This window comes from Parabacteroides distasonis ATCC 8503 (genome assembly GCF_000012845.1).
Lineage (GTDB): Bacteria > Bacteroidota > Bacteroidia > Bacteroidales > Tannerellaceae > Parabacteroides > Parabacteroides distasonis.
Window position 1 is genome coordinate 2,240,109 of the sequence record NC_009615.1, and the last position, 12,092, is coordinate 2,252,200.

A 12,092-nucleotide genomic window follows, 5' to 3' on the forward strand; every position below is an offset into this window, starting at 1 on the left:
TATCGGCTTGCTAATTTTCAACTTTCAATTCTCAATTCTCAATTATTTACTCTTATCGGATTAAGAAATTAAACTTCTCAATATTCTTCAAAGCGACTCCCGTACCTTTCGCCACGGCATGCAACGGATCCTCGGCGATATGGAACTGGATATTCATCTTATCCCGCAAGCGCTTATCCAAACCGCGAAGCATAGCGCCACCGCCAGCCAAATAGATACCGTTTTTCACGATATCGGCATATAACTCGGGAGGGGTTTGCTCCAAGGCACTCAAGATAGCCGCCTCTATCTTCGAGATAGACTTATCCAAACAGTGGGCAATCTCCTGATAAGAGACGGGTACCTCCATCGGTAAGGCAGTCATCTGATTCGGGCCGTGAACCACGTAATCCTCCGGAGCGTCCTCCAATACCGTAAGCGCGGAACCCACGTTGATCTTGATACGCTCGGCCATACGCTCACTCACCTTCACGTTGTGTTGGCGACGCATATACTCCACGATATCAGCCGTTAAATCGTCACCCGCCATACGGATTGATTTATTCGACACGATACCACCTAAGGAGATGACAGCGATCTCGGTAGTACCACCGCCTATATCCACGATCATATTACCCTCGGGGGCCAAGACATCTATACCGACACCGATAGCGGCAGCCATCGGCTCAAAAACCATGTACACATCACGTCCACCGGCATGCTCGGCAGAGTCTCGCACGGCACGTATCTCTACCTCCGTACTACCTGAAGGGATACCGATCACCATACGTAAGGACGGAGCGAACCAGCGCTTCCTTCCGCTCGCCATCTTGATAAAGCCGCGAATCATTTGCTCGGCAGCGTAAAAATCCGCGATAACTCCCTCACGAAGCGGTCGTACGGTACGAATATTCGGGTGCGTCTTCTCGTACATCTCACGGGCCACCTTACCGACAGCCAGCACCTTGTCCGAGCGAGCATCCAAAGCAATCACCGAAGGTTCGTCTACCACCATCTTATCATTACACGTGATAATGGTATTGGCGGTACCCAAATCTATGGCAACTTCTTGTGTGAAAGAAAACAATCCCATTAGTCTTATTATTAATGTTTAAAATGACGAACACCTGTCTTCACCATAGCCAAACCATGTTGGTTACAGTACTCGACAGACAACTTATCATTGATAGAGCCTCCCGGCTGGATTACGGCCGTGATACCTGCTTGGTCTGCGATCTCAACGCAATCGGGGAACGGGAAGAAAGCGTCGGAAGCCATCACGGCGCCATTCAAGTCGAAGCCGAATGATTTAGCCTTCTCTATGGCTTGTCTCAAAGAGTCCACACGAGAGGTCTGCCCGATACCGCTGGCGCAAAGCTGCTTGTTCTTCACCAAGGTGATCGCGTTGGACTTGCTGTTCTTCACGATTTTGTTGGCGAACAACAGGTCCTCAACCTCCGAGGCTGTCGGCTGCTTATCCGTCATAGGCTCCAAATCAGCCTTACCTTGGATGCTCAAGTCCTTCTCCTGCATCAAGACACCATTCAATAAAGAACGGAACTGCATCGGGCAAGTCTTGCAATCCTTACGGATCAAGATGATACGGTTCTTCTTCTGTTGAAGTACCTCCAGCGCGTCAGCGTCGTAAGCCGGAGCGATAATCACCTCGAAGAAAATCTTGTTGATTTCCTCGGCCACTTCCTTGTTAATCGTAGTATTCGTGATCAAGATGCCACCGAAAGCGGAAACCGGGTCACCGGCCAAAGCCTCTTTCCAAGCCTCAACCACATTACCGCGGGAAGCGATACCGCAAGCGTTATTATGTTTTAAGATAGCGAACGTCAGCTCGTCGAACTCATCGATCAAGTTCACGGCAGCGTCGATATCCAATAAGTTGTTGTAAGAAATCTCTTTTCCATGGATTTGATCGAACATATCGTTAAACTTACCATAGAACTTAGCGGCTTGATGAGGATTCTCGCCATAACGCAAATGCATCGGACTATCTACCGTTGCACGGAAATGGGAACCTTCGCGGCCATCAAAATAATTGAAGATAGCGGAGTCGTAACCCGAGGAAACGGCGAACGCCTCTTTGGCGAACCATCTACGATCCTCGATGCTTGTCTCAGCGCCCTTCTCGTTCAAAAGATCCATCAACGGCTGGTATTGAGCCTTGGAAGCTACGATTACCACATCCTTGAAGTTCTTCGCGGCGGCACGTATCAAAGAGATACCGCCTATATCTATTTTCTCAATAATCGCTTGTTCCTCAGCGCCGGAAGCGACAGTCTCCTCGAAAGGATATAGGTCAACGATAACCAAGTCGATCTCCGGGATCTCATATTCGGCTAATTGTTTCTGGTCATTCTCGTTCTCGCGGCGAGCCAAGATACCACCGAACACCTTCGGATGAAGCGTCTTCACACGACCGCCCAAAATAGACGGATAAGAAGTCAAGTCCTCTACCGCATCACAAGGCAAACCCAATGACTCGATAAATGATTGAGTACCACCTGTTGATACAAAGCTCACACCCTCGCTATGCAATTTCTTTAGGATTTCGTCCAGCCCGTCTTTGTGAAACACAGAGACCAAGGCACGTTTCATTCGTTTCGTTGCAGCCATCTTTCTATTTTCGTTTACTTTAATGTTTTAGAGCACAAAAGTAGATATTTATTTCCAATCCAGCCTTATTATTCAGATAAAAACAAGGCAACCATACCAAATTTCATCCATAGCCAAAGAAACATGAATCCATCGCACATGATACGGGAGACGGGGCACGCCCCGTCTCTACAACATATGACATTGCCCTAAGATAATGAGATTTCCTTTGTTAATAATAGAAGATCGCCCAATTTGACATTCTGACATTTTGTATTCTAAAGCTCCAGAGAATCGAATATTTCGCCCCAGAGTACAGTCGGTTTCCATATTTGAGAATAAAAATCCGCAATTAGTTATCTTCCAAGGATATATCGTTTTTGGAGCTTTTATTCTAGCGAGGATTCCCGTCTCTTATCACCCTCAAACATACAAACAATAGACTTCTTATTCGAAAACAATAGACTTTTCACTCGAAAACAATAGCATTCGTAGTCGAAAGCAACTAACAACGCCGCCGTAAACACCCTACAACTGGATCGTAACAACCTTACAATGCCTATCCGCAGCATGAAAAGACAACCAAATCCTCTCTTTTCTCCCCTCTATTCCCGCTATTTCAGTCTATTCAAAGGAATGGCTTGTCAGCGAAAAGCGCCCATCCCAAGCAAAAAGCCACGAATAAGCGAATTACGCAGACAAGCCATTTTAGTGATGAGAACTATCGTCCACCAGTAATCAGCAATAAAAAGGAAGGGACACACCGCCTCATCCCGCCATACAAAGCGAGTCCGATCCCTATCACCACACAGGCAGATCCCAAATACAAGCCTATCACCTCTAACTCAGACCCCGGAGGGAGATACCGAACCACCACCTTGATAGCCAACGCCAACGGCATCCCATGATAAGCATAAACAAAGAAGCTGCTCCCCGCCAGAAAACCGCTTACCCGACAAAGCCCTCGCTCCAAACAGGTCGCCGTGAGGCTGATAAAGCACACGCACCCCACGATAATCCCCACGTTATGCAGGTATCGGCACCATGGTTCTCCCATAAAACAGAGGTCGCACACAGCCAAAATCGCATAAAGCCCTACTATGCAGCAAATAAGCGATAGGGGTCTTACACATATTCTACCTCCTTTAATATCTGCTGGCCAATAAAAGGGCTTAACCCTTTAAGGGTGACTATGTCCACTTTCAATCTGTCAAAAAGCTTCTCTAATATCTCACAAGCCAAAAGGAAATTGGAATAAGTCTCTTTATCATCCTCAAAGTCGATCAATATATCCACATCACTACTTTCCGTATTGCTCTCACGAACAGTAGAGCCAAAAAGCCCCAACTGCTTTACACCGCAACTCTGCGACAAAGGCTGCTTTGCTTTCCGAAGAAGAGATATGACAGATTGTTTATTCATTACACAATTGGATATTAATGTATAATGCAAAGATAAGCAATATTTTTCGTACCTTCTCATTTAAACCGCGTATCGTTTGCTTAAATGAGATTAATATACTTACTTTGCGATAAATAAACTTTTAATCAAACTATTAAACTATGGATATACTAAATTCTCATTTACCTTTGTCTATAACTACTCAAAGCAACTACAAATGACACAAAAAGAATCTATCCGCTTATTCGAAGAAAGAAAAGTTCGCGCCATATGGGATGACGAACAAGAGGAATGGTATTTCTCGATCGTTGATGTTATATCTATTTTAACAGATAGCCCCAACCCTCGAAAATACTGGAGTGTATTAAAAACCAGATTGAAAAGAGAAGGTAGCGAGTTGACTACAAATTGTAGTCAACTGAAAATGCAGGCCGCTGATGGCAAGAAATATTTAACCGACGTAGCCAATACCGAGCAACTCTTCCGCCTTATCCAATCAGTACCATCTCCAAAAGCAGAACCTTTTAAGTTATGGATCGCCCAAGTAGCGAAGGAACGTTTGGATCAAATGCAAGACCCGGAATTGTCTATCGAGCAAGCCATGGCCGATTATAAACGATTGGGCTATTCGGATAATTGGATCAACCAACGATTGAAATCCATCGAGATACGGAAAGATCTAACAGACGAATGGAAGAAGAGAGGACTGGAAGAAGGCCTCCATTTCGCTACATTAACCGACATAATCTATAAGTCATGGTCCGACATGACCTCCAAGGAATATAAACGATTCAAAGGATTAAGAAAAGAGAATCTTCGAGATAATATGACAAACAAAGAGCTTGTATTAAACATGCTGGCCGAGTTATCTACCAAGGAAATATCAGAAGCATCGGAACCAGACACCTTTAGCGAGCACATAAATGTCGCCCAACAAGGAGGCGAGGTGGCTCGTAACGCCCGATTAGAGCTGGAAGCCAAAACCGGGAAAAGCGTTATCTCACCGCTCAACGCCCAAAAGATAATTAGCCTAAAAAAGGGAGAGAACGAGCGGGATGTATGACATCCAATGATAAGATAAACAATATTTTTCGTACCTTTGCATCCTCAATCGCAATTTAATAGGTATACGAAATATGATAACAGTTAACAATCTGGACGTACAGTTTGGAAAACGCATCCTTTTTCAGGATGTGAACATGAAGTTTACACCGGGCAATTGCTACGGTATTATCGGTGCTAACGGGGCCGGAAAATCTACGTTTCTTCGTGTAATCAGCAAGCAATTGGACCCTACCAGAGGTAGCGTTAACCTAGGACCGGGCGAACGCCTTTCCGTATTGAGCCAAGATCACTTCGCGTTCGATGAATATACGGTAATGGATACCGTATTGATGGGGCACACGACCTTATGGGAGGTGATGAGCGAGAAAAACGCCCTTTACGAGAAACCTGATTTCAGCGACGCCGACGGTATCCGCGTATCGGAACTGGAAGAGAAATTCGCAGAGATGGAAGGCTGGAACGCAGAGAGCGACGCCGCCAACCTATTGAGCGGACTAGGCATCAAGGAGGATTTGCATTATATGTATATGAAGGACTTGAGCGGTAAGCAGAAAGTACGTGTCTTATTGGCCCGTGCCTTGTTCGGACAGCCCGATAACCTATTATTGGATGAGCCGACGAACGACTTGGACCTTGAGACGGTTTCTTGGTTGGAGAATTATCTCTCTAATTTCGAGCATACCGTATTGGTTGTTAGCCACGACCGTCACTTCCTCGACTCCGTTTGTACGCATACCGTGGATATCGACTTTGGTAAATTACAATTATTCGCCGGAAACTATAGCTTCTGGTACGAGTCTAGCCAGTTAGCCCTTCGTCAACAGCAGAACCAGAATAAGAAAGCCGAGGAGAAGAAGAAAGAGTTGGAAGAATTTATCCGCCGTTTCAGCGCCAACGTAGCGAAGTCCAAGCAGACCACCAGTCGCAAGAAGATGTTGGAGAAGCTGAATATCGAGGAGATCAAACCGTCCTCACGCCGCTATCCGGGAATCTTGTTCACGCCTAACCGCGAACCGGGCAACCAGATCCTAGAGGTGAAAGGATTGTCGAAGAGTATCGACGGACAGGTATTGTTCAAGGACTTGAACTTCTTCGTGGAGAAGGATGACAAGATCGTATTTATCAGTCACGACCCTCGTGCCATGACCGCCTTGTTCCAGATCATCAACGGTGAGGAGAAAGCGGATGCCGGTACGTATCAGTGGGGACAGACGATCACGACCTCTTATCTTCCTCTCGATAACTCCAAATATTTCAATACAGATATCAACCTGCTCGATTGGTTATGCCAGTTCTCGCCGGATACTAACGAGGTATTCTTGAAAGGCTTCCTCGGACGTATGTTGTTCTCGGGCGAGGAGCTTATGAAAAAGGTAAGCGTACTTTCCGGAGGTGAGAAGATGCGTTGTATGATCTCACGTATGATGCTCACCGACGCCAACTGCTTGATCTTGGATACTCCGACCAACCACTTGGACTTGGAATCCATCCAAGCCTTCAATAATACGTTGAAGACATTCAAGGGAAATATCCTGTTCTCCAGTCATGACCACGAGTTCATACAGACCGTGGCGAACCGTATCATCGAGCTGACTCCTAACGGTATCATCGATAAGATGATGGATTACGATGATTACATCACAGATCCGGCTATCGCGGAGTTACGGGAAAAGTTATATTCGAAATGAAAAAAAGATTATTATTCATACTAATCGTTTTTATCGCATGGCTACCGGTTTTTGTTATTCAAAAACCGGTATTTATGTTTTATCAGCATGCGTTGTCCGAGGCTTGTACCTTCACGGACTTCCTACAGGTTATGCTTCATGGGCTGAAGCTGGATTGTACGATAGCGGGATACCTTACGGCCATCCCTCTCCTATTGACTCTAGTATCAGTTTGGCTTCCGGGCGCTTGGTTGAAGAAGGTATTGAAAGGGTACTTCTTGATCATGGGAATTCTGGTATCTGCGATCTTCTCCGTAGATGTGGCTTTATACAGCTTTTGGGGATTCAGGTTGGACGCTACTTTATTCTTCTACCTGCAATCGCCTGCCGATGCGATGGCGAGTGTTCCGTTGGGATTGTTCTTTATCCAATTATTGGTATTCGTGGCATATGCGCTAGGTATCTATGCTTGGTTCACCTTCATCCTCCGGTTCGCACCAGTAAAGCCTAGCTTTCCACCTACGGGATTGGAACAATTGGGAAGTACTTTCGCCATCCTCTTAGCGGGGGGAATATTGTTTATTCCGATCCGGGGAGGCGTAACTACGTCTACGGCGAATGTCGGCATGGTTTATTTCAGCCAGAACCAGTTCTTGAATCATTCGGCGATCAACCCGTGTTTCAGTCTGATAGCCTCATTGAGTAAGCAACAGGATTTTGCCTCGCAATTCGATTTCTACCCGGAGGAAAAGCGGAAAGCCTTATTCGATACGCTCATTCAAGCCCAAGACTCCTTATGCCCGGGAGATTCCATACCTACAGAGCCTGTCAAACTATTGACAACGACTCGTCCCAATATTCTCATTATCATCATGGAGAGTTTCACGGCAAATGCTATCGAGGCTGTTGGCGGTGAGCCGGGAATTACGCCGAACTTGAATCGGCTGAGCAAAGAGGGTGTATTATTCACGAACCTATATGCCAACTCGTTCCGTACCGATCGAGGCTTAGTCTCCGTATTGAACGGCTATTTAGCCCAACCCACCACCTCCATCATGAAGTATCCGGTGAAAAGCCAGACCCTTCCATCTATCGCAAAGAGTCTTAACAAAGAAGGATATACGGCAGATATGCTCTATGGAGGTGATATCAATTTCACGAATATGCAAAGTTATTTCTATAGTTCCGGCTACAGCAAGATAACGGCAGACCGTGATTTTCCCTTGAGTAGCCGTCTGAGTAAATGGGGAGCAAACGACGATATCACGTTCTCGCATCTTTACGAGGATATCAAGCAAAGACCAGTCGACGGCAAACCTTGGTTAAGTACATTCCTAACATTAAGTAGCCATGAGCCTTTCGAGGTCCCGTTTCACCATTTGGAGCATCCCTATCTAAACTCCGTCGCATTTACGGACAGCTGTATCGGCAATTTCATTGATACGTTCAAGGAACTGCCGGCATGGAAAAATACGGTAGTCATCTTTGTCTCCGACCACGGATACCGTTACCCTGAAAACATGCAGGAGTACGGACCTTTGCGTTTCCACATACCTATGCTATGGCTAGGTGGAGCGATCGCTGAACCTAAAGTGATCGATACGTACGCAAACCAGACCGATTTGGCAGCCACCTTATTAAATCAGATGGGTCTCCCCACAGATGAGTTCTCATTCAGCAAAGATATATTGAATCCTTGCGTCCCGCATTACGCCTTTTATACATTCAATAATGGATTTGGCTTTATAGACGAATCCGGTGTTTCCGTATACGACAATGAAGGGAACAAGATTTTAGTAGAAGAACCTGAAAGCGGAAACGAGACCCGCTTGGAGAAAGGAAAAGTCCTATTACAAACTTTATACGACGATCTGGGAAATCGATAACGACAGATATAAAAAAGGCCGACTTACACAAGCCGGCCTTTTTTATTTATATTAATAATATTCTTACTTAGCGTAGCTTACCGCACGAGTCTCACGGATCACCGTGATCTTAACCTGTCCCGGATAAGTCATCTCATCCTGAATCTTCTTAGCGATCTCAGCGGACAAGTTCTCGGTGTCCTTATCGTCAATCTTATCAGCGCCAACGATGACGCGCAACTCTCTACCCGCTTGGATAGCGTAAGTCTTGACGACACCCGGATACGATAAAGCCAATTGTTCCAAATCATTCAAACGCTTGATATAAGCCTCTACGATCTCACGACGTGCTCCCGGACGAGCACCTGAAATAGCGTCGCAAACCTGTACGATCGGAGCCAACAGCGTCTGCATCTCCACCTCATCGTGGTGAGCGCCTACGGCGTTGCAAATATCCGGTTTCTCCTTATATTTCTCGCAAAGCTTCATACCCAAGATAGCGTGCGGCAATTCCGGCTCATCATCGGGCACTTTACCAATATCATGTAACAATCCGGCACGTTTCGCTTTCTTCGGGTTCAAGCCCAACTCGGAAGCCATCACGGCACAAAGGTTGGCCGTCTCACGAGCATGTTGCAACAAGTTTTGTCCATAAGAAGAACGATACTTCATCTTACCGATCATACGGATCAATTCCGGATGCAAACCGTGCACACCCAAATCGATCACGGTACGCTTACCAGTCTCTACGACCTCGTCTTCCACTTGCTTCTTCACCTTCGTTACCACCTCCTCGATACGAGCCGGATGGATACGTCCGTCCTGTACCAATTGATGCAAGGCCAAACGAGCGATCTCACGGCGAACCGGATCGAATCCGGAAAGAACGATAGCCTCAGGCGTATCATCCACCACGATCTCAATACCGGTAGCGGCCTCCAAAGCACGGATATTACGTCCCTCACGACCGATGATACGGCCTTTGATCTCGTCCGATTCAATATGGAACACGGTAATAGAGTTCTCGATAGCCGTCTCCGTCGCTACCCGTTGGATAGACTGGATCACGATCTTCTTCGCCTCCTTATTAGCGGTCATCTTCGCCTCCTCGACGATCTCGTTGATGTAAGAAGCGGCTTGCGTCTTTGCCTCATCCTTTAAGGACTCGATCAAACGCTCTTTGGCTTCCTCGGCGGACAACCCGGAGATAGCCTCCAAATGCTCCACTTCCTTCTGATGAAGTTTATCCAAATCTTGCTTCTTCTTCTCCACCAACTCCAACTGAGAAGATAAATTCTCCTTTACAGCCTCTACCTCGTTATTCCTACGCTGTAACTCTTCCTGACGTTGATTCATCGTCAGTTCTCTTTGTTTCAATTTAGTCTCGACAGACTGGATCTTAGCGTTACGCTGTGATACCTGTTTTTCCAAGTCCGCTTTCAAATGAAGAAACTTCTCCTTTACTTCCAGCATCTTGTTCTTCTTTATCACCTCGGCCTCCTTCTCCGCCTCTTGAAGCACGGAGTCGTACTTCGACTTCAGAAGGAAACGCATGCCCAGCCACGCAAGCAACCCACCAATGATGAAGGTTACTATCGGTATGATTATATACATTCCAACCATTTAACTAATAATTTAAGATTCATTTATTTATATACAAAAAAAGCACTACCATCACACGGTCTCACCGTGCAAAGCAGTGCGGAAACTCTCTTCTTACAATATGTATGTTATTTCTTCAGATATCCTTCCAACTCGGTTGTAAGCTCCTGTATCTTATCCGTAAAAGGATTTGTATCATTCCGTTTTTCCAACTCCAGATTATGCATCGAGAGTTGAAAAGCCACCATGGCTAACAAATCTTTCGTATCCACCTCGACCGCGAAATGCTGCCTGTATTGAAGAATCTTGCTGTTGATCTGATCAGCGGCGGCACGCGCCAACTCTTCCTCATGACGTTTGATCGTAAGCGGATATTTCTTTCCGGCTATCACTATATTTATAAGAAATTCTTCGTCCATCGCTTCTATTCATTTAAAAGTGCGATGCACTTGTCTACTTCCCGCACTAATTTTGATAACCGCATCCGGGCGTTCTTCATCTCTTCCTCGTTCGTGGAAACAATTCGCGCCGTCAGCATGTTATCACATTTGGCATTCAATCCTTCAATCATATCCTTCGCCTGCCGCAACTCCTCGTCTTTAAGGCTCAAAGCAGCTGTAAGTTCGTCAATTCTACGTTTCTGCTGATCGCATAACGCCATCAAATCACGAACTCTAACCTCAAATACAGCTAACAATCTCTTATGATCTTCGGTCATTTCACACCAAATTCTACACAAAAGTAAGTTTTTGAATTGAATTAACCAACTGTAGACTTAATTATTTTGACAGAAAACGTATGGACAAATAAAAAGGCCGTCCAAAAAAATCGAACAGCCCTCCCTAATTCTTGTAAACGTTCCTCTTGTTTACACTAAAGAAACATACATTTCACCTTCAATCTCCTCGAAAGCTAATTTACCTTCTTTCGCCAACCAACCAAAAGCGGCGTACATATCTTTTTCCGCTTTAATCTTCGTGGCTTTCTTCACTGCCTTAAAACTCATTTTACCGCCTTCATTTAAAACGTTCCATACAAGGCCGGCGTTTGTACCAATTAATTCAATCATTTTATGATAACATTTGATTACTGGGGACAAATTTATAGATTAAATGATTAAAACAAAAGATTATAGATGTTTTTTAGCATAAAAGATGGACATTTTTCGCTTTGTAAACAATATTAACACGGTTATAACGTTATTTTTCCTCTGTTTTCTCGGCATATCAGTTCCGCTTCCACGTTTACCGCTGAGACATATCTTTTTAATAAGTCAACCGAGTAACCACCCGCTTCCAATAAGCCCTCCTTACCGGAATAACCATTCAGAATCATTAACAATGAAGTGGTCGACATTTCAATCTTGGTACGTTCCTCATCGCTGGTAGGCGTTCCGACACCCGCTACTCCATCCCTGTAGACTGGAAGACCGGCGATATTCAATTCACCACGTCCGATACCGTGATAAATTTCCCCCTCTTTTCCGACACCTAGTTCCAATCCGCCTACAATCTTATCTGCGTCAAATCCTCCGATAGAATAACCGCTACGGATAGAAACCAGATTGACGATATCCACCAAGGTATCTATCTTATATAAAGGAAGCCCGCGAAGTATCCGTCGTCTTAACGCCTCGGCGGAAGGGCGATACCGGTTCGGGTCTTTCCCCAGACGTTTATAAGCCTGACGGGTAGCGAAAATAGGAGTCCACTTATTAATATCCTCTATCTTACAGGTAGAACGGATATCCTCCTCAACACGGGTTATTTCTTCCCAAAGTCGTTCATCGGGCTCCGTGTTCTTTACTTGACAGGCGATAGCCAACACGTGAAGATCGGGGCAAGCCTCCGATATCTCAGATGAAAGAGTGATTGAAATCATGTCTATTATAAGTTTGAGCCAATAT

12 protein-coding genes are annotated in these 12,092 nt (G+C 45.4%); 3 read left to right on the plus strand and 9 right to left on the minus strand.

Features of this window, described 5'->3' with window-relative positions; translation table 11 throughout:
* Nucleotides 1–52 precede the first annotated feature (52 nt).
* From BDI_RS09425 to BDI_RS09440, 4 genes are all read right to left on the minus strand, one after another.
* A complete protein-coding gene (locus BDI_RS09425; RefSeq protein WP_005854830.1) occupies nucleotides 53–1,072 on the minus strand; it encodes a rod shape-determining protein in 1,020 nt (339 codons plus the stop codon).
* Nucleotides 1,073–1,083: 11 nt separating this feature from the next.
* Complete coding sequence (gene purH, locus BDI_RS09430) at nucleotides 1,084–2,607, minus strand: bifunctional phosphoribosylaminoimidazolecarboxamide formyltransferase/IMP cyclohydrolase (RefSeq protein WP_005854829.1); 1,524 nt, start codon at nucleotides 2,605–2,607, stop codon at nucleotides 1,084–1,086.
* A gap of 700 nt (nucleotides 2,608–3,307) precedes the next feature.
* Entirely contained in the window at nucleotides 3,308–3,643 is a 336-nt protein-coding gene (locus BDI_RS20260; RefSeq protein ID WP_008780188.1) for a hypothetical protein, read from the minus strand.
* Between the two features lie 68 nt (nucleotides 3,644–3,711).
* Nucleotides 3,712–4,008 (minus strand): nucleotidyltransferase family protein, encoded by a 297-nt coding sequence (locus tag BDI_RS09440; protein WP_005854828.1) that lies wholly within the window; start codon nucleotides 4,006–4,008, stop codon nucleotides 3,712–3,714.
* A 196-nt stretch (nucleotides 4,009–4,204) separates the two neighbouring features.
* Between BDI_RS09440 and BDI_RS09445 the strand changes: the two genes are divergently transcribed.
* The 3 genes from BDI_RS09445 to BDI_RS09455 all read left to right on the plus strand — a co-directional run bounded on the left by BDI_RS09445 (nucleotide 4,205) and on the right by BDI_RS09455 (nucleotide 8,605).
* Nucleotides 4,205–5,050, plus strand: coding sequence for a BRO-N domain-containing protein (locus BDI_RS09445; RefSeq protein WP_008773381.1), 846 nt, complete (start codon nucleotides 4,205–4,207; stop codon nucleotides 5,048–5,050).
* A gap of 73 nt (nucleotides 5,051–5,123) precedes the next feature.
* Nucleotides 5,124–6,740, plus strand: coding sequence for an ABC-F family ATP-binding cassette domain-containing protein (locus BDI_RS09450; RefSeq protein ID WP_005864892.1), 1,617 nt, complete (start codon nucleotides 5,124–5,126; stop codon nucleotides 6,738–6,740).
* Entirely contained in the window at nucleotides 6,737–8,605 is a 1,869-nt protein-coding gene (locus BDI_RS09455; RefSeq protein ID WP_008780187.1) for an LTA synthase family protein, read from the plus strand. Before BDI_RS09450 ends, BDI_RS09455 begins: the two co-directional genes overlap by 4 nt.
* 63 nt (nucleotides 8,606–8,668) lie before the next feature.
* Here the strand turns inward: BDI_RS09455 and rny are convergent, their stop codons facing one another.
* From rny to BDI_RS09480, 5 genes are all read right to left on the minus strand, one after another.
* On the minus strand, nucleotides 8,669–10,207 hold the full coding sequence (gene rny, locus BDI_RS09460; RefSeq protein ID WP_005854819.1) for a ribonuclease Y: 1,539 nt from the start codon (nucleotides 10,205–10,207) through the stop codon (nucleotides 8,669–8,671).
* 107 nt (nucleotides 10,208–10,314) lie between these two features.
* Nucleotides 10,315–10,605 (minus strand): cell division protein ZapA, encoded by a 291-nt coding sequence (locus BDI_RS09465; protein ID WP_005864888.1) that lies wholly within the window; start codon nucleotides 10,603–10,605, stop codon nucleotides 10,315–10,317.
* A gap of 5 nt (nucleotides 10,606–10,610) precedes the next feature.
* On the minus strand, nucleotides 10,611–10,904 hold the full coding sequence (locus BDI_RS09470; RefSeq protein WP_005864886.1) for a hypothetical protein: 294 nt from the start codon (nucleotides 10,902–10,904) through the stop codon (nucleotides 10,611–10,613).
* 150 nt (nucleotides 10,905–11,054) lie between these two features.
* Nucleotides 11,055–11,255, minus strand: coding sequence for a winged helix-turn-helix domain-containing protein (locus tag BDI_RS09475; RefSeq protein WP_005854813.1), 201 nt, complete (start codon nucleotides 11,253–11,255; stop codon nucleotides 11,055–11,057).
* 122 nt (nucleotides 11,256–11,377) lie between these two features.
* On the minus strand, nucleotides 11,378–12,067 hold the full coding sequence (locus BDI_RS09480; RefSeq protein ID WP_005854811.1) for a B3/B4 domain-containing protein: 690 nt from the start codon (nucleotides 12,065–12,067) through the stop codon (nucleotides 11,378–11,380).
* Nucleotides 12,068–12,092 lie beyond the last annotated feature (25 nt).